General features: G+C 49.8%; 21 protein-coding genes. 15 read left to right on the forward strand and 6 right to left on the reverse strand.

Annotated elements, in window-relative coordinates; genetic code table 11:
* Positions 1-447 precede the first annotated feature (447 nt).
* Positions 448-1,836 (reverse strand): neutral/alkaline non-lysosomal ceramidase N-terminal domain-containing protein, encoded by a 1,389-nt coding sequence (locus OO017_RS14160; RefSeq protein WP_266053201.1) that lies wholly within the window; start codon positions 1,834-1,836, stop codon positions 448-450.
* A 46-nt stretch (positions 1,837-1,882) separates the two neighbouring features.
* The gene (locus OO017_RS14165; protein ID WP_266053202.1) at positions 1,883-3,208 is read right to left on the reverse strand and encodes a mechanosensitive ion channel family protein; all 1,326 of its coding nucleotides are present in this window, start codon (positions 3,206-3,208) and stop codon (positions 1,883-1,885) included.
* A 356-nt stretch (positions 3,209-3,564) separates the two neighbouring features.
* Here OO017_RS14165 and OO017_RS14170 point away from each other — a divergent pair, with 356 nt between their 5' ends.
* The 3 genes from OO017_RS14170 to OO017_RS14180 all read left to right on the forward strand — a co-directional run bounded on the left by OO017_RS14170 (position 3,565) and on the right by OO017_RS14180 (position 7,559).
* Positions 3,565-5,820: a Tex family protein gene (locus OO017_RS14170; protein WP_266053203.1), complete on the forward strand. Its 2,256-nt coding sequence runs from the start codon at positions 3,565-3,567 to the stop codon at positions 5,818-5,820.
* A 169-nt stretch (positions 5,821-5,989) separates the two neighbouring features.
* A complete protein-coding gene (locus tag OO017_RS14175; RefSeq protein WP_266053204.1) occupies positions 5,990-6,628 on the forward strand; it encodes a porin family protein in 639 nt (212 codons plus the stop codon).
* Between the two features lie 286 nt (positions 6,629-6,914).
* Complete coding sequence (locus OO017_RS14180) at positions 6,915-7,559, forward strand: outer membrane beta-barrel protein (RefSeq protein WP_266053205.1); 645 nt, start codon at positions 6,915-6,917, stop codon at positions 7,557-7,559.
* A gap of 139 nt (positions 7,560-7,698) precedes the next feature.
* Here the strand turns inward: OO017_RS14180 and OO017_RS14185 are convergent, their stop codons facing one another.
* Together OO017_RS14185 and OO017_RS14190 are read right to left on the reverse strand one after the other, a co-directional pair.
* On the reverse strand, positions 7,699-8,118 hold the full coding sequence (locus tag OO017_RS14185; RefSeq protein ID WP_266053206.1) for an STAS/SEC14 domain-containing protein: 420 nt from the start codon (positions 8,116-8,118) through the stop codon (positions 7,699-7,701).
* 63 nt (positions 8,119-8,181) lie between these two features.
* On the reverse strand, positions 8,182-9,609 hold the full coding sequence (locus tag OO017_RS14190; protein WP_266053207.1) for a high affinity choline transporter 1: 1,428 nt from the start codon (positions 9,607-9,609) through the stop codon (positions 8,182-8,184).
* Between the two features lie 199 nt (positions 9,610-9,808).
* Here OO017_RS14190 and OO017_RS14195 point away from each other — a divergent pair, with 199 nt between their 5' ends.
* The 12 genes from OO017_RS14195 to OO017_RS14250 all read left to right on the forward strand — a co-directional run bounded on the left by OO017_RS14195 (position 9,809) and on the right by OO017_RS14250 (position 19,427).
* Positions 9,809-10,735 carry a M48 family metalloprotease gene (locus OO017_RS14195; RefSeq protein WP_266053208.1) on the forward strand — a complete coding sequence of 309 codons (927 nt, stop codon included), beginning with the start codon at positions 9,809-9,811 and terminating at the stop codon, positions 10,733-10,735.
* Positions 10,736-10,838: 103 nt separating this feature from the next.
* A complete protein-coding gene (locus OO017_RS14200; RefSeq protein ID WP_266053209.1) occupies positions 10,839-11,558 on the forward strand; it encodes a head GIN domain-containing protein in 720 nt (239 codons plus the stop codon).
* 9 nt (positions 11,559-11,567) lie between these two features.
* Complete coding sequence (locus OO017_RS14205; protein WP_266053210.1) at positions 11,568-12,152, forward strand: hypothetical protein; 585 nt, start codon at positions 11,568-11,570, stop codon at positions 12,150-12,152.
* Positions 12,153-12,306: 154 nt separating this feature from the next.
* Positions 12,307-12,534, forward strand: coding sequence for a hypothetical protein (locus OO017_RS14210; RefSeq protein WP_266053211.1), 228 nt, complete (start codon positions 12,307-12,309; stop codon positions 12,532-12,534).
* A gap of 721 nt (positions 12,535-13,255) precedes the next feature.
* Entirely contained in the window at positions 13,256-14,188 is a 933-nt protein-coding gene (locus OO017_RS14215) for a M28 family peptidase (protein ID WP_266053213.1), read from the forward strand.
* 230 nt (positions 14,189-14,418) lie between these two features.
* Positions 14,419-15,189 (forward strand): putative outer membrane beta-barrel protein, encoded by a 771-nt coding sequence (locus OO017_RS14220; protein ID WP_266053214.1) that lies wholly within the window; start codon positions 14,419-14,421, stop codon positions 15,187-15,189.
* Positions 15,190-15,282: 93 nt separating this feature from the next.
* A complete protein-coding gene (locus OO017_RS14225) occupies positions 15,283-16,302 on the forward strand; it encodes an SDR family NAD(P)-dependent oxidoreductase (protein WP_266053215.1) in 1,020 nt (339 codons plus the stop codon).
* A gap of 91 nt (positions 16,303-16,393) precedes the next feature.
* Positions 16,394-16,909: an NUDIX domain-containing protein gene (locus OO017_RS14230; RefSeq protein WP_266053216.1), complete on the forward strand. Its 516-nt coding sequence runs from the start codon at positions 16,394-16,396 to the stop codon at positions 16,907-16,909.
* 236 nt (positions 16,910-17,145) lie between these two features.
* Positions 17,146-17,652: an RNA polymerase sigma factor gene (locus OO017_RS14235; RefSeq protein ID WP_266053217.1), complete on the forward strand. Its 507-nt coding sequence runs from the start codon at positions 17,146-17,148 to the stop codon at positions 17,650-17,652.
* Entirely contained in the window at positions 17,639-17,842 is a 204-nt protein-coding gene (locus OO017_RS14240) for a hypothetical protein (protein ID WP_266053218.1), read from the forward strand. Before OO017_RS14235 ends, OO017_RS14240 begins: the two co-directional genes overlap by 14 nt.
* Positions 17,843-17,890: 48 nt before the next feature.
* Positions 17,891-18,733, forward strand: coding sequence for a prolipoprotein diacylglyceryl transferase (gene lgt / locus OO017_RS14245; protein ID WP_266053219.1), 843 nt, complete (start codon positions 17,891-17,893; stop codon positions 18,731-18,733).
* A 124-nt stretch (positions 18,734-18,857) separates the two neighbouring features.
* Complete coding sequence (locus OO017_RS14250) at positions 18,858-19,427, forward strand: DUF4256 domain-containing protein (RefSeq protein WP_266053220.1); 570 nt, start codon at positions 18,858-18,860, stop codon at positions 19,425-19,427.
* An 85-nt stretch (positions 19,428-19,512) separates the two neighbouring features.
* On the opposite strand, the gene OO017_RS14255 is transcribed toward OO017_RS14250, so the two are convergent.
* Both OO017_RS14255 and OO017_RS14260 read right to left on the reverse strand, forming a co-directional pair.
* Entirely contained in the window at positions 19,513-20,220 is a 708-nt protein-coding gene (locus OO017_RS14255; RefSeq protein ID WP_266053222.1) for a DUF6565 domain-containing protein, read from the reverse strand.
* A gap of 63 nt (positions 20,221-20,283) precedes the next feature.
* A complete protein-coding gene (locus OO017_RS14260) occupies positions 20,284-22,134 on the reverse strand; it encodes a glycoside hydrolase family 3 protein (protein WP_266053224.1) in 1,851 nt (616 codons plus the stop codon).
* Positions 22,135-22,325 lie beyond the last annotated feature (191 nt).

Consider the following 22,325-nt stretch of genomic DNA (forward strand, 5'->3'; position numbering starts at 1 on the left):
CATATAAGTATACAAGTTTCGGTTCCCGATTCTGCTGTTAAAAGTATAATTACGGGGTGTGGTGAAATTTGGATTTATACTTGCAGTTCGGCAAAAGTGATAGGTAGAACTTTTTGGAGAGGTTGTAAAACTGCTTTATAAGTCTTTAATGGCAGGTGTAAATGATTGTCTCTTACAGAAATATAGTGTTTAAACTTTAGTGTGATTTGTGGCTCAGCTGTTTAAAATCATAATTTATACTTTGTGCTAAGAAGAGGGGTAATGCTTTTTATCAAATAAAAAGTATAAATATAGCAAGCTGTTGTAATTGTGTTTTTCCTGTAGAATGCGGATGGGGTAGGCTAGGTGAGGTGGTATTTGGATGTGTGTTTTATAGGATAAAACCGTTGTGAAAAAATTTGCCCGTTGTTACGGAATAGAAGTAAAGGCAACAACCGCAGGCTATAATTACTTGCTCAGATGCTGTTGCAGCTGGCGTAGCATGATCTCGGTGAGGTAGCTGCCGCTGTAGGGGCCGAAGAAGTTCATGCTGCGGGTTTCATACTCCTGCAGGTTGTAATACTTATCCGGGGTAATGTAGCCGATGTAGCCGCCGTTAAAGCTCGTAACGATGGCCTGCTGCCCCTGTGCCAGCGCCTGCTGCCGTATCTGCGCCACAAACTCCCCGGAATAATCAGCCGGGGCTCCCAGGAAAACCACATCGCCCAGTTGCAGGCTGGTGATGTGGGCCGGGTGCTCCCCGAAAATGCTATTGAAGAGGAAGGGGGCCAAACGCAGGCCCTTGCTGATGCGCCAGCTTGGCTCCGGCAGCTCCAGCGGCACACGGCCGTATCCCAAAGTATACATGTAGTCGGTTTTTACCTGCCGCAGCTCCTCGCGCAGCAGTTTGGCCAGCCGGTCGCCCACGTTTTCGGTGCTCTCGTAAGTGTCTCCTTTAAAGTATACCGCGCTGTGGCTGCCCACCGCACCCGCCGAGAAGGCCGCAAAACCCACGCGCTCCTCCAGCTCATCCACCAGCACACCCGGGTAATCGCGGGAGAGCGTGGGGGCGTTGGAGGGAAGTATGGTGGGGTGTGCCGAGAAAACGGAAAGTATGGCTGTGGTACCATCCTTGCGCTCAAACTTGAGGAAGCGCAACTCCGTATCCCGGTTCTGCTGACGGTCTTTGTAGTAAGGGTTGTCAGGGTCTTTGAGCAGGCGGTTTTTTACCAGGCTGGCGGCGCTGGTGCTGCCAAAGCCGATTTTGGTAGGCTGCAGGTTCTGGCGGGCCAGTTTTATACTTTGCACGATCTGCTGTGCCAGCTGCTCCACCAGTTCCGGATCATACTTGCCCGACATAAACCTTACACCCAGCTTTTTGCCCCAGCCCCCGAAGCTGGTGTGGCTGTGAGTGGCGGTGAGGTATACCTGCTCCGGCTTCAGGCCCAGCTCCGGGTATACTTTCTCCAGCTCCTGCAGCACCTGCATCGGCACAATAAGCAAGTCCAGTGCCACATAGTATGCCTCCGTTTGGCCATTGCTAAAGGCAAAGGTGCGTGCCCAGGCCGAGTCGTGCACTTCCTCATACTCCATACCCATGCGCTTACCGTAGCCTGCCAGCGGCGTGCCCACGGGTGGTGTTATGTTAATGCTGGCCCAACCCACCTGCACGGTATCGCCGTGGCTGATGATGGCCGGGCTCTCGTTCAGGTCGCTGATGGTTTCCTGGTAATAATCAGTTTGCTGGTACGGCGTGTGGTCGAGGGGGCGCACCACACAGGCCGTGAGCAGCAGCAGGAAGAGCAGCACATACAGGTAGGTATAGCGACGGGTGCGTTTCGGACTTTTCGTGTTCATTCGGTTCGGTAGCAAAAGCTGCGGCTGCATTAGCAAATTCCCTGCCTTAGTTTTTCATGGCCTCCATGGCTGAGTACAGGCTGCTTCTGTCAGTATCGGGCTTTGGTAAAATATGGCGCATGTCATCTGCCGCAGGGTACTCAAACACCTCCAGGTCAAAGTACTTCACGGCGGCTAGCAGGTGGTCAAATATGTCGGCCATAATCTGCTCGTAGCGCTCCCAGCGCACATCGTTGGTAAACACGTAAAGCTCAATCGGCATGCCGGTAGTGGTCGGTTCCAGCTGGCGCACCATCATGGTCATGTGTTTATGGGTAAACTCGTGCTGTGCGATGTAGGCATCAATGTACCTTCTGAAAACGCCCACGTTGGTCATGCTGCGCCCGTTGATCAGCAGGCTTTTGTCAACCTGCTTGGCCTGATTGTACTTGTCTATCTCAGCTTTCCGCTCCTGCAGGTAATCGCTTATGAGCTGGATCTTACTGAAGCGCTCTATTTCCTCCTCCGAAAGGTATTTTATACTTGATATTTTAATGAGGATGGAGCGTTTGATGCGCCGCCCGCCGGCAGTCTGCATGCCGCGCCAGTTCTTGAACGAGTCTGAGATAAGGTAATAGGTTGGGATGGTGGTGATGGTCTTATCGAAGTTCTGCACCTTTACCGTTGTCAGGTTTATCTCTACCACGTCGCCGTCTGCGCCATACTTCTCCATCGTAATCCAGTCGCCGATGCGTACCATGTCGTTCGTAGAAACCTGTATGCTGGCCACAAAGCCAAGTATGGTATCCTTGAAAACCAGCAGCAGTATGGCCGAAGCCGCACCCATGGCCGTGATGAATGCCCATACCTCTTTGCCGGTAAGCAGTGAGAAGATCAGCAGGCCGCCCACAAAGTATAAAAAGATAGAGATTACCTGCAGGAAGCTGTCCACGGGCTTATCCCGGAAGAGGGCAGTGGTCTTCATAAAGTCGCGCAGGGCACGCAGAAAGGAGCGGGTAACCCAGATGGAAAGTAGCACGGTGTATACATCCGTTAAAGTGCGGAGCGGCTTAACCCAGGCCGGGAAGTCTGAGAAAACCACCGGCAGAGCCTGTACTACAATTGTGAGCGGTACAACCTTGGCCAGGTAATGAAACACCTTGTTATGGATGAGCAGGTCATCGAGCTGGGTAGATGTTTTTGTGGAGAATTTCTGCGCCGCACCCACCAAAAGGCGCTTTGCGAGGGCATCGGCAGCATAAATAAGCACCAGCACAATAGACAGTAAGAGCAGCATGTTCAGGTACACAGCCGTGCCCTCCGATACGCCCCAGCTTATAAGGTGATTGTATGTCCAGTGGTTGATAGAGGAAAAGTGGTTGGCAGTTTCCATGGTACAAGATTAGAGTAGTTTGATGGATCGCGGTGCAAATGTAAGAAAATAAAAGGGTAGGAGAGGGGGTGTCCGTCATTGCCTCGCGCTGTTCGGCTCCTGCGCGAGGCTAGAGACCAGTATATATGCGCCTCAAATTTATACTTTACTATCCGGCCATTTCAGCAGATAAAGTTTTCAGGTTAGGCAATAAGGGTTAAATTTGGCGTTTCTAAAGTCCCGGATTATACTTTAGGGTAAGCGCACCGGCAATGTTGGCAGGAGGGGGAAGGAGCAGGCGCCTTTTCACGTTCAGTTTATACTTACTTGCCACCTTTTGCCCGGGCGCAAAACCAGAAATTGGATTAAAGCATTATATGGAACCTAATTTAGACCATCTTTTAAAGATAGCCTCGGAGCTGTCTATCACCATTAAGCAGGTAGAGGCCACCGCCCGCTTGCTAGACGAGGGCGCTACTGTGCCGTTTATATCCCGCTACCGAAAAGAAGTTACGGGCTCGCTTGACGAAGTGCAGATTGCCGGCATCCGAGACAGGATGGAGCAGCTGCGTGAGCTGGAAAAGCGCCGCGAAAGTATACTCAAGTCTATCCGCGACCAGGAGAAGCTGACGCCGGAGCTGGAGGCGCAGATCATGGCTGCCGAAACCATGGCCGTGCTGGAAGATATCTACCTGCCATACAAACCAAAGCGCAGAACAAAGGCCACCATCGCCCGCGAAAAAGGGCTGGAGCCGCTGGCAGAGCGCATTTTTGCCCAGGAGAACATCGATGTGGAGGCAGAGGCCGCCAACTTTATCTCGGAAGAGAAAGAGGTGAAGGACGTGAACGAGGCTCTTGCCGGTGCCCGCGACATTATGGCCGAGTGGATGAATGAGAACGCGGAGGCACGCGCCACCATGCGCCAGATATTTGAGAAGCAGGGCGTGTTCAAGAGCCGCGTGATGATGGGCAAGGAAGAGGAAGGCCAGAAATTTAAGGATTACTTTGAGTGGGAGGAGCCGATCGAGAAAGCCCCTTCACACCGAATCCTGGCTATGCGCCGCGGCGAAACCGAGATGGTGCTGATGCTGACGGCCCAGCCGGACGAGGAGGCCGCGCTGGCAAAGCTGGAGAATATGTTTGTGCAGGGCAATAACGCAGCCTCAGAGCAAGTGAAATTGGCTGCCAAGGACTGCTACAAGCGCCTGCTCAAGCTAAGCATGGAAACAGAAGTTCGCCTGAGCTCTAAGAAGCGTGCCGACGAGGAAGCCATCCGTGTGTTTGCCGATAACCTGCGCCAGCTGCTGTTGTCGTCGCCACTAGGGCAGAAAACGGTATTGGCCCTGGATCCTGGCTTCAGAACCGGTGTGAAATCGGTGGTGCTGGACAAGCAAGGTAAGCTGCTGCACAACGAAACGATTTACCCACACACCGGACAGCATAAAGAGCAGGAGGCGGCACAAGCGGTGCGCTATATGGTAACCCGCTTCGAGGTAGAGGCCATCGCCATTGGAAACGGTACGGCTAGCCGCGAAACAGAAGCTTTTGTGAAGAGTCTGAAACTACCATCTTCCGTGATGGTGGTGATGGTAAACGAAAGCGGTGCTTCTATTTATTCTGCCTCAGAGGTTGCCCGCGAGGAGTTTCCGGACCAGGATGTGACGGTGCGTGGCGCTGTTTCCATCGGCCGCCGCCTGATGGACCCGCTGGCTGAGCTCGTGAAGATAGACCCGAAAAGTATAGGCGTTGGCCAGTACCAGCACGACGTGGACCAATCTGCCCTGAAGCACTCTTTGGATGACGTGGTGATGAGCTGCGTGAACGCCGTGGGCGTGGAAGTGAACACAGCCAGCAAGCAGTTGCTAACGTACGTTTCCGGTCTTGGTCCTGCTTTGGCTCAGAACATTGTAGAGTATAGAAACCAAAACGGACCGTTCAGAACCCGCACCGAGCTGAAGAAAGTAGCCCGTTTAGGTGATAAGGCCTTTGAGCAGGCGGCAGGTTTCTTGAGAATCCGGGATGCGAAAAACCCGCTGGATGCCTCTGCCGTGCACCCGGAAAGCTATCCGATCGTAGAGCAGATGGCTAAAGACCTGGGCGTAACCGTGCAGGACCTGATGCAGAAGGAAGAACTGCGCAAAAAGATCAACCTGAAAAACTATGTGACCGATACCGTTGGTCTGCCGACCTTGCAGGACATTATAAGCGAATTGGCCAAGCCAGGCCGCGACCCGCGCGAAACCTTTGAGGCATTCAGCTTTACAGAAGGCGTAAACGAGATCAAGGACCTGCGTGCCGGCATGAAGCTTCCGGGTATCGTAACCAACATCACTGCCTTCGGTGCTTTCGTGGATATTGGGGTGCACCAGGATGGCCTTGTGCATGTAAGCCACCTTTCTGACCGCTTTGTAAGCAACCCGCACGATGTGGTGAAAGTAGGGCAGAAGGTAGAGGTAACCGTGCTGGAGGTGGATGAGGCCCGCAAGCGCATCTCTTTAAGTATGAAAGGCGACCCAGCGGCAGCCAAGCCAGCAGGCGGCGGCAACCGTGGCAAAGGCGGCAACAAACGCGATGAAGAGCCAATGGATGATTTCCAGGCAAAGCTGGCCAAACTGAAAGGCATGTTTAAGTAGCCTGAAGTATAAATAAACAAGTATAAATAAAACAGAAAGCCCCTGCTTGAGTATAGCGGGGGCTTTCTGCATTATGGAGAAAATGAAAATATTTATATATAAATAGTGGTATACTGAGAATCTTATTGCTGATATTTACCGCATCCAATTATCCACTAAAACCCTTTTTATGAAAAACAAATTTTTGCTCACTCTGCTGTTTGTGGTTGCTCTAGGCTTTACTTCAGTAGCACAATCCATTTCTATCGGTCCTCGAGTAGGGGCTACCTTCGCAAAGGTAGCTTTGTCTGAGGAGGAAGATGGCATATCAAACGATGATATTAAATCGAACCCCGGCATGCAGTTTGGCGCTGTGGCAAATTTCATGATCAATGATATGTTCTCTGTCCAGCCTGAGTTGCTTTACGTTCAGAAGGGCTTCAAAATCGGCGACGATGATATGCATATAAAAGGCCGCCCGAATTACCTTGAGGTGCCTGTTTTGGCTAAGGTATCCTTCGGAACTGAGCAACTGCATGGTTTTGCGACAGGCGGCCCAAGTATAGGTTACTGGGCAAGCGGCGAAAACTCCATGAAAATGGGAGACTCTGAAGCAAGCGAAAGTTACGAATTTGATGACACAGATAATCGTTTAGAACTAGGTGCAAGCTTTGGCATTGGCGCGGCCTATAAAATGGGCCAGGGAGAGCTTAACTTAGATGTGCGCTATGGCCTTGGCTTCACAAGTCTTTATGAAGCTGAAGATGGTGAGGCTAAAACAAGAAACCGTGTGTTTGGCGTTTCCCTGGCATACTTGTTCAGTCTGTAAAAGTAAATGACTTTATACTTAGAAGGCGGCTCCTGCACCAGCGGGAGTCGCCTTTTTTATTGCACAGTAAATCCTGTGTAGTTAGCCAATAAATCAAATAGTTAAAGTATGTATGATTGTACTTTATACTTGTGATGATGAGCTAGCATGAGTTAAATAGTTGATTTTATGTGGTTAAGGATACGTTAGATCGGTTTCTTAATATTGTAATACTATTATATTTTGATAATTATATATATGTGTTAGTTTTGCACCATAAATGTTTAACTAACTTAAAATTCATTCTATGAAAACACTCTTACTCTCTTTGTCTTTTGCATGTATGGCTGCAGGTGCAGCTTTGGCCCAGGAGCAGGCTACAGAAACAACTGCTGCCTCACAAAGTGAAACTACTTTAGAACAAGGTGATTCTGCCACAGGCCTTGAGAAAGGTACTATAAGGGTTGGAGCCGGTTTGGCTTTTGGATCAAAGTCTGGTATTTCTGATGATGGTGAAAGCGGCGGAGTTGGTCTGAATTTCGGTGGTGAGTACTTTCTTATGGACAATATCAGCGTAGCCCCAAGCTATACCCACTTCTTTAAATCTGAGATTGAGTTTTCGTCTGGTTACAACAACGATACTTATGTAAGCAGTGTGAAAAACTCAGAGCTTAATGTTGATGGCAGGTATTATTTTGGCGAAGGAAACATTTCTTTCTACGGTTTACTGGGGCTTTCCCTTGCTTCAGGAACAGCTAAAGTAACCAATAAGGAAACCAACAGAACCCTGGCGGATGCATCCGCCAGCGAGTTCGGGTTAAATCTGGGAGCTGGCTTGATGTATCCTTTAAATGAGAAGCTGAACTTAAACGGCCAGTTGAAATACAACACACCGATGAAGCAAATTGTGCTGCAGGCTGGCGTTACAATTCCGGTGAATATATCCTTCTAGATTCATTAATTAGGAAGTGTTTAGCAAAGGTTGAAGTAAGCAACCTGCTATTATAAAAGCCCCCATAGTGTTTGCTTTGGGGGCTTTCTATTTTCTGTATAGTAAGATTAATACAGTACAGTTCGTGCTGCTTCATGGTTTATACTTCCGAGTCCCTAAACCACTCATAGGCATCCTCTACTTTCCCGAAGAACTGCATCTCGAACGGGAAAATGGATCTGGCACTGTCCATCATGCTTTCCAATATCAGGTGGCTTACTACGTCTTCGGGCTCTATTAAAGCCATTTTCCTGATCCTGGATTTATGAGCCAGTAAGGGTGCTATCACTTCATTGGCCCAATTCTGATCGGCTGGGGTAATAATACCTCCTGCTTTATTGTTTACCAGCCAGTACTGCAGCCCCTTTTCAATGGCCTCATCCGTAGCTAGCTGTAAGCCCGACCGGTACGTGGCGGATGGCACTTCCCCGTTTGCCTGTACCACCATCAGCTGATGCTCCGGTTCGGTATAGATCATCAACTTGGGTTCGCTCAGAAGTATAACTTTAGACGCAGGCATGGCAACCATTTGTGTAGACAGTTTCCTTAAATTACGATTTTAGCTGTAGCTACACAAAATATTTTAGTGAACGGATGATTTTAATATATTACTCTCTGGTGTTGCCTTAACTCCTGCGGTTTCTGTAGCCTTGCCCAACAGCTGCCCCACAAAAAAACCGGCTATACTTCCGGCCAGGCCATAGAGCATAGGGTTTACGGCTGTGCCCAGGTTAAGCGCCAGCAACCACACACCCATACCTGCCAGCATAGAGGAAATAGCGGCAGCAGAAGTTGTTTTGCGCCAGAACATGCCCGCCACCAGCGGCACAAACAGGCTGACCAGGCTCAGCGCCGACGACTCGCTTACCAACTCATAAATGTTGCTGCGCATCAGGGCCATACCCAAAGAGACTGCCGCCACCAGCAGCACACTAACCCTGGAGAGTAGGAGAAGCTTTTTATCAGAGATATTCCTGATAAAGGGCTTTAGCATGTTCTCGCTAAGTATGGCGGCTGGCGCAAGTATACCGCCGCTGGCTGTGCTGATAATGGCAGATACCAGCGCACCGAAAAACAACACCTGCACCAGTAGCGAAGAAGAGCGAAGAATAAGGCCCGGCACCAGCAACTGCGCATCTTCCTGCATGAGGTGGGGGTGCAGGAGTTTGGCATACAGGGCCAGCACCAGCGGCATAAAGGCCACCGTCAGGTACAAAAAGCCGGCCGCCACCGAGGAGGCTACCGCCACCCGCTCCGAGCGTGCCGACATCACCCGCTGAAAAACGTCCTGCTGCGGAATGGAGCCAAGCCCGATCGTGATCCAGAGGCCGAAGTAGTTGAGCCAGCTCACGCTGTCCCGCTCCTGTGGCACAAACCGGAAAAAACCATCTGGCAAAGTAGCCGTTACCTGCTGCAGCGGCACCTGGTGCAGCAGCTCCCAGGTGATGTAGAAAAGACCGCCGATTATCATCAGGGTCTGCACAAAATCCGTGATAGAGACAGACCACAAGCCGCCCATAAAAGTATAGGCCACCACAATCATGCTCCCTACTACTATCCCAGCAACTGTGGAAATGCCGAATACCTGGTTCATCACAATGCCCAGTGCCACCATCTGCGCCGCAATCCACCCGAAGTAGGAGATGATCATAAAGAAGCCGGCAATCTGTTCTGTTACGCGGTTGTAGCGCAAACGGTAATAATCGCCCAGGGTTAGCAGGTTCATGCGGTAGAGGCGCTTGGCAAAAAACAGGCCCACCAGTACCAGGCACAGCGCAGCGCCAAAAGGGTCCTCTATCACTCCCAGCAGCCCATGCGAGGCGAACTCAGAAGAGGCACCCAGCAATGTTTCGGAGCCGAACCAGGTGGCGAACACTACTGTGGTAGAAATGTAAAATGGCAGCTGACGGCCCGCCAGCAGAAAATCTGTGGTGTTTTTGACGCGCCTGGAGGCCCAGAACCCCACCCCAATATTGAAGAGGAGGTAAAGCAGCACAAAAAGTATAAGCATGGCAAACGGTTTTAACAGCTAAAATAAGGCTTTGCGTTGTACTGATGAAAGTATGGGAGCCGCATAATTTTCAAATACAAGGGTTTGCCAGGCTCATGAGTATAAATTGCATTTTTGGCAAAGTACTTGCTATTATACTACCCGCCGCTGCACCTGCGTTTTATAAGGTATAGCCGGATCACCCTCAAGAATTTATACGATGCCATACTTCAGAAAACTTACTGTTGCGCTGGGGCTTATACTTGCCCCGGTGCTGGGGCAGGTGGCCAGGGCAGCTACTGCGGTTGCGCCTCCCGCCACTGTTACAGCCTCTTCCGATACCCGCGACATTGTGCAGGAGATTATTAACGTGGTGGGCCTGAAACCTCGCTTCGAGCTTCGCGCCGCCGATATCGATAATGCTGCAGCTGTAGTCTATAACGGAAAACGCTACATCCTGTACAGTGAGCGTTTCCTGGCCGCCATCAATAATGCCGTGCATACCGACTGGGCCGGTGTAAGTATACTTGCCCATGAAATTGGACATCACCTGAATGGCCATACCCTGAGCCGCAGCGGCAGCAACCCGGCTGATGAACTGGAGGCCGATGAGTTCTCCGGCTTTGTGCTGCGTAAGATGGGGGCAAGTATGGCCGAGGCCCAGGCTGCCATAAACCTACTGTCGGAGGAGGAAACTTCCCGCTCACACCCTGGCCGCAGCTACCGTTTGGCCGCCATTAGTAAGGGCTGGCGCAGCGCAAATGATCAGTTGCTAGCTAGTGCCAACGGGCCTCAGCCTGACCAGCGCTCAATAGAACCTGTACGCCGGCAACCGCGCATCGTGCAGCAGCAGCAACAGGAACAGCAGTCGCGTGCCGCAGTTGCCCCAACTGGCTCCCTCAACAGCCGCATGGTGCTTTCCAAGGTTGTTTTCAGCCAGGCACCGCGCGAGCAATTTTACCTGACATCGCGCCTGCACCTGGTGCACCTCACCAAAGATGGTCCGAAGGTAATTGGCAAGCTGGCAAAAACCGGCAACCCGGACTATCCTTACTACTTCGAGAGCGAGTACCTGAAAACGGTGTTCATCACGGACAGGGGCATACTTGTAAACCGGGAGGGGCAGCAGGTAGGGCACCTGTCATAAGTTAAGCAGCGGGCAGAGCAAAGGCCACATCGCAACAGGCGGTGTGGCCTTTGTTTATGAATTTAATATATTGCAGAAGTATACTTCCTAAACCCGTAAAACTATGAAAGTACAGAAACTGGCCACGCTGCTGGCATCGGTGGCTCTTTTAACTACATTTTCGTCCTGCGACGAAGGCGGCTACTGCCTGGAGGGCGAGGGCGAAGTAGAAAGCCGTACACTGGAGCTCTCCAAGTTGAGGGGTGTTGATGTAAGCGGCGATACCAAAGTGTACATAAAACGCGGCGATGAGCAGCACGTGGAGGTGCGCGGACAGGCAAATATTCTGGACGAGCTGGAGACGGAGATGGAGAACGGGGTCTGGAGCGTTGGGTTTGACCGTTGCCTGCGTAACCATGAACCCGTGGAAGTATACATTACGGTGCCACAACTGGAACAAGCCAGTGTAGGGGGCTCCGGGTTGATAGAGCTGGAGGATGTTTTTAAAGGCCGTTCGTTTGAAACCAGCGTGTCCGGCTCCGGTGATGTGCTGCTGCGGCTGGCCACGCGCGAGTTAAACGCTCGAATCAGCGGCTCTGGCACAATTCGTGCAGCTGGTGTGGCCGACGTGCAGGATGTCTCCATCTCGGGTTCCGGTAAGTACTTGGGTTACGACCTGAATAGCCGTGAAGCTGAGATCAGCATCTCCGGTTCCGGCAAATCGGAGGTAGAGGTGTCTGATAGGCTGGATGTGGAGATAAGCGGAAGCGGGAGGGTGCACTACAGCGGTGATCCAAGCGTTAACTCCAATGTCTCCGGGTCCGGAAAAGTAGTTAAGAAATAAAATATGCCAATGACAAGGAAAATAGGGAACTACACACTGCTGCTGATGCTGCTGGTATTCAATTTTGCGTGTAAAACCAAGAATGATGTGGAGGCCTTTAAGGAGGCCGAGTATAGCCTGGAAAGTATAAACCAGATGGAGCTGAACGGGATTGATCTGCTGAAGAAGAAACGTCCACAAGACTTTTCTTTCAACGATGCGGCCACGCTGTACAGTGCTTTTTCTGATAATGCTTTAAGTGCTGTATCAACCATTGGCCTGAAGGTGGAGCTGCCGGAAGGAAGCCAGGACCGCACCATGACCGTAACACAGCTGAAATGGCAACTGTTAGTGGACGACCAGCATACCTTAAATGGTCTGGTGAGCGAGCCCGTGGAGCTGAAGAACGGACTGAACACGATCACCATTGCTTCGCCACTTACCTTCGCCAGCGAAAATGGCAGCCAGCCTGACCTGCAAAAACTGCTGCGGCTGGCTACACTCCTGAACAAGGACAGCGCCAACCGGCCAAAAGTAACGCTACAGATAAAACCGACTATACAAACATCGGTAGGGCCTTTTGAGCTGCCCTCCTTTATTAAAATCAAAGGATAACAAAACAAGCCAGGTACACCACCTGGCTTGTTTTGCTTTAGGACTTTAAAGTTTTCTGAAAATATCCAGATGCGTTTGTAACTTTTAAGGGAATGCTGCCGTAGTGGCACGTTCCTTGTACTTCTTCTGTTAGATTTTTTTAGCCAAAGTATTATTGACGAAGAAGATGAACTACAACGATTTAAAAGACCAGGAACTGTTTGTAGAGGCAAGCGCCATCAGATTTTATATGCGCCAGGAAGGCTGGGTAAACCGTGGAGAAGTAGTAAGCTACCGCGATACCTATGTACAGGACCGAGACCAGGCCCCGGCAACACAAGAGCAAAACGTGCAGTACGCATCCAGGCAGCGCAGCTGGATTGAGTGGCCTAAGTTTGCGTAAAGTAAAATTTTAATATAGGATCAGCTCTTGTTGTGCCGGCTTTTGCTAGTATAACAGGAGCTGATTTGTTTTATACTTTTCAGATTAAATTTGATGGTTGCTGCTGCGTGGTATATACTTTCCTCGTTTATACTTTAGCCGCTGCTGATCCACTTTTTATCCTTCCTGGCGCAAGTCTTCAGACTTGTGTCCAACAATAGTGTCGAGTCTATGACTCGACTGGCTTGAAAAGCCATATCTGATACTTTGGCTATACTTTAGTGGCTGCTGCTTCTCGCAACTTGAAACAAGCTATCCTTTCTAGCTACTGCTGATCCTCAGTCCTACAAACCTAGGGTTGCACCTCCGGCCTTGGCGCCCTCCAGCCCGGGAGGGCTCGTCTTCCCGCATCGCGCTGTGTTCCCTCCTGCCTCCGCTGCGCTGCGGCTGCCCTTGCCGGGCACCGGATCTCACAAGGCGCTCTTTGCCGAGGGCCCCTACCCCCACGGAAAGACTGGGATCAGATTCGATAGCCATCGCTATACCACTTGAACCGGACTCCCTCTCCTGTTTTAGAGGTAGGGGCTCTCGAGAAAAGGAATGGGCTAGGGAGAGGTAAAAAGGCTAAAACTGTTGGATGTGTCGCTGACGCAAAAAAACGCCTGTGTCGCAAAGGGTTATGCTCCCTTCCCAAAACTTGCTAAAAACACCTGTATCTACTACATTACGCTTTTCTTGCTCTATGAAAAAGTCACTCGTCCTTGCCTTTATACTTGCCACACCTTTACTCGGGCTGGCACAAAGAAGTAAGCCTGATGCAGCCTTGCTGTTGCGGGATGTAAAGGTGCTGTCAGCCGACTCGATGCAGGGCCGTAGAAGCGGTTCTGAGGGTAACCTGATGGCGCAGGAGTATATCCTGAAACGTTTCCGGGAGATTGGACTGAAGCCGTTTAACAACAGCTACAAGCAGCACTTTGAGATAGACACAAAGCGGGCGAAGGTGCCGGAGGCGACGAACCTTATAGGTTACATTCCCGGAAAATCGGATAAGGCCATTATTGTAACGGCCCACTACGACCATATAGGTCAGCGGGATGGCGAAGTATATAACGGTGCCGACGACAATGCATCCGGTGTAGGGGCACTGCTGGCGGCGGCGGCCTATTTTGCAAAACACCCCCCAAAGCATACTATCATCTTTGCCGCACTGGATGGCGAAGAACTGGGGCTACAGGGGGCAAAAGCTTTTCTGGATAACCCACCGGTGCCACTGCACAAAATTCTCCTGAACGTGAACATGGATATGCTGGGTATCAATGGCAAAGGAGAACTTTACGCCAGCGGCACGTTTCATAACCCCGAACTGAAGCCGTACCTGCTGAAAGTGAAGCCGCGGGAAAAAGCCCGTTTAGTGCTGGGCCACGACCAGCCAGACCAGGGCCACGACGACTGGACAAACCAATCAGACCATTTCAGGTTTCATGAGCGTGGCATTCCCTATGTGTATTTTGGCGTGGAAGACCACCCGCACTACCACAAACCTTCAGATGACTTCGAGAACATCAACCATACTTTTTACCCTGACGCGGCCGCTTTAGTGATTGATTTCCTGGAGTTGATAGACACTGACTTACAGCGCCTGCCCTTAAAGAATCAGGCAGCCAAACCTGAGTAAATTGAGTCTGGTTGTTTCTTTTTCTTGAGCCAAAATACAAACCATCTAGGCTCAAGGTATATTTTATACTTTGACTATTCTGATATTCCAATATATTTATCGGTAAACCATCATCTTTCTTACAGATAAACCGTAGAGAAGAAGAAGTTTAGAGCAGCTTGAAATGCTTGGCGGCAGAAACAGTTTTCAAACTCACCTGCCATTAAATGATGTTAAACCTGTCTGAGGATATGAACAGGAAACCATACTATTTATTAATACTTTTTTCTCTTCTCTTACTTTACCCCTGGGATACACTGGCGCAACAGCAGCAGTACCGTTTTAAGCGAAACAGCAAGAGCAGTAATGTGCTGGAGCGGGGCTGGGTGATTTTGCTTGGTGGTGGTGTAACCGCTGTGCGAAGCGATATTTGCGGTAGCTGGGGCTGTAACGACTTTGGCCCGAATGTGAGTGTGGGCGGACTTTACAAGTTCTCGCCCTACTTAGGTGTGAGCGGCACGATTGACTATGTGAAATTGGGTGCGAGTGACAAAGATCGTCGTTCTCAGTTGAACTTGGCTTTTGAGTCGCAGGTAATTGAGGTGACTGGTTCGGTTTTATTAAATTTGCTTGACAGTTATGCCGGGTCAGGTAACTACCGTTCTAAGCGGAAGAGGTTTGTAGTGCCTTACGTAAGGTTAGGGGCTGGATTTGTTTACTATAACCCGGTTTCATTTCCACGTGATCGTAGTTTAGATGAATCTCAGGTTACTTATGATCCTGAGCGAAAGTATCCTGCCATTGCTCCTGTTGTTCCGCTTGGCGGGGGACTTCGGTTCTATATAAATGATGAGATTAGCATTGCATCTGAAATTGTTTATAGAGTAACTAATACAGATTATTTAGATAATGTTGGGCCTAGGCAAGGCAACCCCACAACAAAAGACCAGTATGGCGTAGTGGCTATCAAACTACAGTATACACCAGTGCTCAAAAACAAGATATTCTCCAAAAAGCCTTAAGCAAAATCTCATACTTAACCCCTTAATTTCTACAGCCGTAGAGGTAAAGGCAGGTGCATTAATGTACCTGCCTTTACTTTTATACTTCTACCTATGAAAACAAAAGATAAAAATACCCTCATGTGGTTAGCTGCAGGCGTTGGTGCTCTGGCAGCGGTTCGGGCGGTAAGCCGAAAGCTGAATGCCTACGACTTTAATGGGAAGACCATTTTGATAACGGGAGGAAGCCGCGGCCTGGGGCTGGTGCTGGCGCGACAGCTGGCAAAGGAGGGAGCCAGGCTGGTGCTGTGCGCCCGCGATGAAACCGAACTGGAGAATGCCCGCATGGAACTGGCAGGCAAGGGCGCCGAGGTGCTGGTGCAGAAATGCGATGTAACAGACCGGCAGCAGGTAGAGGACATGATCACGAATGTGCAGAATGAGTTTAACCCAATTGATGTACTCATTAACAATGCCGGAGTTATACATGCCGGGCCAGTGGCGGAGATGACGGTAAAGGAGTTTGACGAAGCGATCAAAACACATTTCTGGGGGCCGGTTTATACTACGCTGGCCGTATTGCCAGCCATGAAAGCCCGTGGTGGTGGCCGCATCCTGAATATTGCCTCCATAGGTGGGGTAGTGAGCGTGCCGCACCTGGTGCCTTATAGCGCGAGTAAATTTGCACTGGTGGGGCTGTCGGAAGGGTTACGGGCGGAGCTGAAGAAGTATAACATCCTGGTAACCACTGCTACCCCCGGCCTGATGCAGACAGGTAGCCCACGCCATGCCATTATAAAAGGCCAAAATAAAAAGGAGTACACGCTATTCAAGCTTATGGACTCCAGTTCGTTAACTTCTATTTCTGCAGAGGATTCTGCTAAACAGATGCTGGATGCCTTGCGCCATGGCGATGCAGCGGTAACCACCACACTTTTTGCCACGGTGGGGGAGCTGCTCCACCGGGTTTCGCCTGGCCTTACCACCGATATACTGGCGCTGGTAAACGCCCTGCTGCCTGGCGAAGGCGGAATTGGTAAAAATAGGGCCACGGGCCATGAAAGCGAAACGCCACTTTCGCAGTCAACGTGGACGGAGAAAACCCAGAAAGCCGCCATGCGCAACAATGAGTAGCAAAGTATAATTTTATACTTGGTCCTGTTATGGCTGCAGCTATATATCCAGAATCACTATCTTTATACTTACCAACAAAGACACCACCCTTATGAAAATAAAAAACAGAGAGAAGGCCTACAACGGTTATTTCAAGATCTATAAACTAACCGTAGAGCAGGAGGGCCATACCTTTACCCGAGAGCAGTTTGACCGCGGCGATGCCGTTGCGGCGCTCGTATTTGACACCGAAAAGCAGCAGTACATCCTTACCAAGCAGTTTCGGGTGGGTTCGGAGTCGGAGCTGGTAGAGGTGGTGGCCGGCATGGTAGACCAGGGCGAACAGCCCGAGGAAAGTATAAAACGCGAGATCGAGGAAGAAACCGGCTACCACGTGGACAAGCTGGAGCATTTGCACACGTTTTACTCCTCGCCGGGCGGCACCACAGAGCGGGTGATGCTATACTATGCCGAGGTAACGCGGCAGAATAGTGAAGGCGGCGGCAACGCACACGAGCACGAGTTCATCGAGATTCTGCATCTAACCTCTGAAGAACTGGATGCCCTCGAAACCCCTGATGCCAAAACCATCATTGCACAGCAGTGGGCAAAGCTGAAAAGGAGATAGCCCGGCATAACGTGATTCAAAAATTTGTACCAGCCATGCCTAAAGTATGGCTGGTATTTTTTTAGTAAGGCTACTATATAGTATATTCGTTAGGCTGGTTCTGTTTAGCTGTCTACTGTTGGTTGGCTAAACGTCATAGTGACATATATTCAGAAGTTGGGTAGTATCAAAAAAAATAATCCTTTGTGATAAAAAATCATCTCAGGCTACTAATACTTTAAGAAGACTATGCAGAAATGAATCCGATTTCAAAGAAGGAGTTTGTTAAACTAATCCAGCAAAATCAAGGGCTGATAAACGGCCTTTGCAATATTTATTATCATTCCGAAGAAGACAGAAAAGACTGCCGACAAGATATTATACTGCAGCTCTGGAGGGCTTACCCGAGCTTTAGAAACGAATCCAAGATAAGCACCTGGATGTATAAAGTTGCCCTAAACACCATCCTTTCAAAAAGCAAACAGGAAAAAAGGCGCGTACCCACAGCCCCTTTCTCTTGTACAGATTTTAACACTCCTGCAGCACCAGCTTTTGCAGATGATGAAGTACAGCAACTGCAACAGGCTATTAACTTACTTCAGGATGTTGACAAAGCAATCGTGATCCTTTACTTGGAAGGCTACAGCCACAGGGAAATTGCAGCCACTTTGTTTTTAACAGAAACGAACATCAGTACTCGCTTCAGTAGGATAAAACTCCAACTCCAAAGAGTGTTTAAGACAAAACAATATGAATCTAGATAATCTAAAATCTGGCTGGCAGAAGCAAAAGGTCCTGCATGGCCTCCATAACATTGAAGAAGCAGAAATTCTCTCAATTATTGAGCCTGAGCATATCAGTAAGCCTTTCTGGTCCCTGTCAAAAAGGGCAGCCCAAAATAGCCTGATCTTCACTTTTTTGCTTCTGTGCCTTGATGGCGGCTGTGCGGTTTAATAGATTGGTTTGTTACATACCCTTTGACATCACCTATCCCAAAAAAATATGACCTATATCCATTGGAACCCTAGTCCTGTAATCGTAGACTTAGGATTCTACGAACTTAGATGGTATTCCTTTCTCTTTGCCTTAGGTTTTGTACTGAGCTATACTGTTCTAAATGTGCAGTTTAAAGAGACAGGGTTTGGTGTGAGATTACTTGATAAACTAACAGGCTATATCGCCGCCGCCACAGTGATTGGTGCAAGACTAGGGCATTGTCTTTTTTACGATTGGGACTATTATTCAAGTCATATTTTAGAAATTTTCCTTCCCTTTCGTTTTTATCCAGAATTTGAATTCACAGGTTTCCAAGGGCTTGCAAGTCATGGAGGAATTTTTGCTATTGTGGTTGCTGTAATCCTCTTTTCCAAAAAATATGATATAAAGGCTTTGTGGATTTTTGACAAGCTTTCTGTCGTAGGCGCACTAGCAGGCGCTTGCATCCGCCTTGGAAATCTTATGAATTCTGAGATCGTCGGAAAGCCAGCTGATGTTCCATGGGCATTTACTTTTGTGAGGGTTGATTCAATTCCCCGCCATCCTGGCCAACTTTACGAAGTCCTTACTTATCTTGCTATTTTTGCTGTGCTATTTACCTTAGATAGAAAGGCCAAAAGAGAGCCTGGATTTATTTTTGGGCTTTTCTTCGTACTATTATTTTCAACAAGATTTATTATAGAATTCTTTAAGGCCAACCAATCTGATTTTGAATCGGGCATGCTTCTGAACATGGGCCAGTTACTTAGCATCCCTTTTATTATTTTAGGGATAGTGTTGCTGCTTACAAGAAGAAAGAGACAACTTTATGCTGCCGATTTAGAGCAAACCAACATGGTGCATAACTAAGGCTTCGGGTACCCCTCACCCACATTATGCACGAGTACCGTTACAGTAAGCTTAAAAGAGCACTAAACCAGACGTGGCACAAAACTTATCTCAAGACACCGAAAACTAGCCAAAAGATCACTCTATGACTATGGTATATACAAAGGAACTGTCGGCAGCACAACGTGGAGAACTACTTAGCGCATTAAAAGCCCGTTTCGAGAAAAACATGCGCCGCCACAAAGACCTTGCATGGGCAGAGGTGCAGGCAAAGCTGGAAGCCAACACTGAAAAACTGTGGTCGCTCAACGAAATGGAAAGAACCGGAGGTGAGCCGGATGTTGTTGGCCACGATGAAAAGACAGGCGAGTATACTTTTTATGATTGCTCAGCGGAAAGCCCCAAAGGCCGCAGAAGTGTTTGTTACGACCGTGAAGCGCAGGAGTCGAGGAAAGAACACAAACCACAGAATAACGCTATGGACATGGCTGCTGCCATGGGCATTGAGCTTTTAACAGAAGAACAATACCGGAATTTGCAGCAACTAGGTGATTTTGACACAAAAACATCGAGCTGGGTGAAAACTCCCTCTGACATAAGAAAACTCGGTGGCGCTCTTTTTGCTGATTTCCGCTACGGCCATGTATTTATATACCACAACGGTGCCCAATCTTACTATAGTGCCAGGGCGTTCCGCGGCGCGCTAAGGGTGTAAACAGAGCAATCTAAAAATGCTGAAGGTAAGAAATGGATTACCAGGGTACAGCGGCCGTTGGTAGGCTCGTAAACCCTTTACCTCTCTATTCCTCCACCTCCCGGAACATATCTTGTGTATCGGCGGCGCCTTCTAGCGTCAGGTATTCGGCCTGTAGGGTGCGGATCTTAAGTTTATCGGAAGTACTGATCTGGCTCTCCAGCTGGCGGCGGCGCTGGTTAAGCTGGCTGTATACGTGGTCCACATAATCCCAGTCGTTCTGTGTCCAGTTACTGCGTTTGGTGCGCACAGTGCCCATAAAAGTCAGGTATGCCTCGCGCATTTGCGAAGCTTGCAACTTGCTCAGGTCATCGTACTCGCGAAGTAGCTGTTCCTGCCATTGCGCAACCTGTTTAGCATCGAGGGGTTGCTGCATGCGTTGCTTCTGGCGCTCCTCCCATTGTTCGTAGCGGTTCTGCAACTCCCTGTACTCCGCCTTAGATTCCTCGGAGAGGCTGTCGAACTTGCTCTCCAGTCGGGCATTGCGGCGGCGCAGTTCCTCCTTTACGCCCGGCCACTCACGCCGGATGGCCGTGTCGCCTTTTGCCGCCTGTTTGTTGAGCCAGCCTCTGAATTCCTCCAACTCCTCCTCAGCCGACTCTCCGGAACGCACCACCGTAGCAGTGTCTTCCTCTACAGTGGTTACTGCAACCTCGTCTTCGCCCTCCACCTCACGGCGGCCATCGCAGCTCCACAGTAAGGTTACAAAGCAAACTACAAAGGATATTCTCAGGGTATATGGGGCCTTTTTCATCAGCATTTTTCTTATAGCTTTATGTTTGATGCTATAGTACGAAACTTGCCGCTACAGGATTTACTAAGGCCCTGCAATGAATGGCTGATTCAGGTAAATGCCATCCCCGAAGGCGTAGTGCTTGTTTACGGTTACAGCCAGCTTACCCCGGGCAGGCACTTTGCCGAAGATAACAGCCGCCGCTGCTGCCTGCGCATGGAAGTATGCCTGGTACCCCACCAGCAGTGCCCGGCTATCTTCTATATCAGGAAACTGGTTTAAAGTATAGGCATTGTTGAAGAGTGTGATCACGGCCTTGTTGGATTTTGACAGCTGGTGTACCAGTTTAGTGGCGCCCTCAGAATAACCCAGATCATTGCTCGGGCGGTTGTAAGGGCCGTAAAGAGCCACCAGTACCACATCATACTTCTTCAGTTTCTTCCAGAGCTTCTTGGTCTCCTTGCCATCGGCCTTACGGGAGATATAAAAATCATCGGTTTTTTCCGTCAGCTGGCCAACCTGCCGCTGAAAGGCTGTCACACGGCTGGCCCCAATAGAAACCGTGGCAATGGACATACGGCTGCTTGGGCGGATCGGGAGCATTTTCTTCCTGTTGTTGAGCAGTGTGATGGCATGCTCCGCAATATTTTTGTTGATGAGGTCTGCGATAGGCGGATTCAGGTCCTCATACAGGTTCTCCAACGGAACAGGTTTATACTTGTCCAGCCCCAGCCATTGTTTGGCCGCCAGTATGCGTTTGCATCGCCTGTCTATCTCCTCCTGCGTCAGGTCTCCGCTCTCGATAGCGGCCTTTACAGCCCTGATGGCTTTGGGTACGCTATTCAGGCGCTCCAGCACATCGTTGCCAGCCATCAGGGCACGTGCCTCGGCCTCGCCTGGCTCAAAGTATTTCGTTACCCCTTTCATCACCATGGCATCCGTAAAAATAAGGCCCTTATAGTTGAGCTGCTGCTTTAGCAGGCCTGTAACAATTGGCTCTGAGAGGGTAGAGGGTACATTTTTGGTAGGGTCGAGTTTAGGGATGTTCATGTGCGCCACCATCATGCCGCCCAAACCATGCCTGATCATCTCCCGGAAAGGGTAAAGCTCCAGCGAGTCCAGTCGGTCGCGGCCAAAAGGTATAACGGGCAGGTCGTAGTGCGAGTCCACATCCGTATCACCGTGGCCGGGGAAGTGCTTCGCCACCGCCATAATACCGCCATCCTGCATGCCCTGCATGTAGGCAATACTTTTGGCGGCCACGTCATACTTATCCTCGCCAAAGGAGCGGTAACTAATGATCGGGTTTTTAGGGTTGTTGTTCACGTCGGCCACGGGTGCAAAGTTGATGTGCATGCCCAGGCGCTTGAACTCCTGCGCCACTTCTTCGCCCATGCGGTAAATCAGTTCGTTGTCTGTGAGGGCTCCCAGCATTTGCTGAGAGGGGTATTCCACTGCGGAGTCCAGGCGCATGCCTACACCGGTCTCGGCATCCATCGATATCCATAAAGGAACCTTAGAGGCTGCCTGGTATTGGTTTGTGAGCTTTGCCTGGCGCACCGGTCCTCCCTGAAAGAAGATGATGCCGCCCACTTTATACTCTTTTATCAGGCGCATGACATCGGCCTCATACTTTGGGCCTTTGTTAGAGAAGGCCTCAATAATGATCAGCTGCGCGATGCGCTCGTCCGGGGTGAGGGTGTTAAACACGGAATCAACCCAATAGGAAGAGCTGTCTTCGAGGGCGGCAATGAGCGAGGAAGGACGGTCATACTCCGAGGTGCGCTCTACCGGGAAAAACTGCCGCTGCTGCTCCGAGTAACTTTGCCGCTGGGCATCGGAGCCCTCGCAGGAGTACAGCGCTACAGCCAGGAGTGGCAGCAACCATAACCGGTATACTTTGAGGTATTTCGCTTTATATAAAGTCCGTAGCATGATAAACTATTAACGCACCTATTTGTACTTTCTTGCCTATGGCAGGTGCCTCCATAGCTGCAGTCGGAGCTAGCATTATACTTTCACCGGCCCCGTCAGCGATTCTTTACGTTAAAAAGTGCTGATTAGATAAAGGGTTCTGAGGCGGTTTTTGTTCATTTTGCCTTATCTTTAAAGAAACGCACCTTTGT

This window comes from Pontibacter anaerobius, from assembly GCF_026241195.1.
GTDB lineage: Bacteria > Bacteroidota > Bacteroidia > Cytophagales > Hymenobacteraceae > Pontibacter > Pontibacter anaerobius.

What these genes read in the sequence shown, in the direction of transcription:
- OO017_RS14160 (WP_266053201.1), bottom strand. Translation starts at nt 1,836, where the DNA reads ATGAACACGAAAAGTCCGAAACGCACCCGTCGCTATACCTACCTGTAT.
- OO017_RS14255 (WP_266053222.1), bottom strand. Translation starts at nt 20,220, where the DNA reads ATGAAAAAGGCCCCATATACCCTGAGAATATCCTTTGTAGTTTGCTTT.
- lgt (WP_266053219.1), top strand. Translation starts at nt 17,891, where the DNA reads ATGACCTATATCCATTGGAACCCTAGTCCTGTAATCGTAGACTTAGGA.
- OO017_RS14235 (WP_266053217.1), top strand. Translation starts at nt 17,146, where the DNA reads ATGAATCCGATTTCAAAGAAGGAGTTTGTTAAACTAATCCAGCAAAAT.
- OO017_RS14205 (WP_266053210.1), top strand. Translation starts at nt 11,568, where the DNA reads ATGACAAGGAAAATAGGGAACTACACACTGCTGCTGATGCTGCTGGTA.
- OO017_RS14215 (WP_266053213.1), top strand. Translation starts at nt 13,256, where the DNA reads ATGAAAAAGTCACTCGTCCTTGCCTTTATACTTGCCACACCTTTACTC.
- OO017_RS14240 (WP_266053218.1), top strand. Translation starts at nt 17,639, where the DNA reads ATGAATCTAGATAATCTAAAATCTGGCTGGCAGAAGCAAAAGGTCCTG.
- OO017_RS14220 (WP_266053214.1), top strand. Translation starts at nt 14,419, where the DNA reads ATGAACAGGAAACCATACTATTTATTAATACTTTTTTCTCTTCTCTTA.
- OO017_RS14165 (WP_266053202.1), bottom strand. Translation starts at nt 3,208, where the DNA reads ATGGAAACTGCCAACCACTTTTCCTCTATCAACCACTGGACATACAAT.
- OO017_RS14175 (WP_266053204.1), top strand. Translation starts at nt 5,990, where the DNA reads ATGAAAAACAAATTTTTGCTCACTCTGCTGTTTGTGGTTGCTCTAGGC.
- OO017_RS14195 (WP_266053208.1), top strand. Translation starts at nt 9,809, where the DNA reads ATGCCATACTTCAGAAAACTTACTGTTGCGCTGGGGCTTATACTTGCC.
- OO017_RS14200 (WP_266053209.1), top strand. Translation starts at nt 10,839, where the DNA reads ATGAAAGTACAGAAACTGGCCACGCTGCTGGCATCGGTGGCTCTTTTA.
- OO017_RS14225 (WP_266053215.1), top strand. Translation starts at nt 15,283, where the DNA reads ATGAAAACAAAAGATAAAAATACCCTCATGTGGTTAGCTGCAGGCGTT.
- OO017_RS14250 (WP_266053220.1), top strand. Translation starts at nt 18,858, where the DNA reads ATGACTATGGTATATACAAAGGAACTGTCGGCAGCACAACGTGGAGAA.
- OO017_RS14180 (WP_266053205.1), top strand. Translation starts at nt 6,915, where the DNA reads ATGAAAACACTCTTACTCTCTTTGTCTTTTGCATGTATGGCTGCAGGT.
- OO017_RS14260 (WP_266053224.1), bottom strand. Translation starts at nt 22,134, where the DNA reads ATGCTACGGACTTTATATAAAGCGAAATACCTCAAAGTATACCGGTTA.
- OO017_RS14185 (WP_266053206.1), bottom strand. Translation starts at nt 8,118, where the DNA reads ATGCCTGCGTCTAAAGTTATACTTCTGAGCGAACCCAAGTTGATGATC.
- OO017_RS14170 (WP_266053203.1), top strand. Translation starts at nt 3,565, where the DNA reads ATGGAACCTAATTTAGACCATCTTTTAAAGATAGCCTCGGAGCTGTCT.
- OO017_RS14190 (WP_266053207.1), bottom strand. Translation starts at nt 9,609, where the DNA reads ATGCTTATACTTTTTGTGCTGCTTTACCTCCTCTTCAATATTGGGGTG.
- OO017_RS14230 (WP_266053216.1), top strand. Translation starts at nt 16,394, where the DNA reads ATGAAAATAAAAAACAGAGAGAAGGCCTACAACGGTTATTTCAAGATC.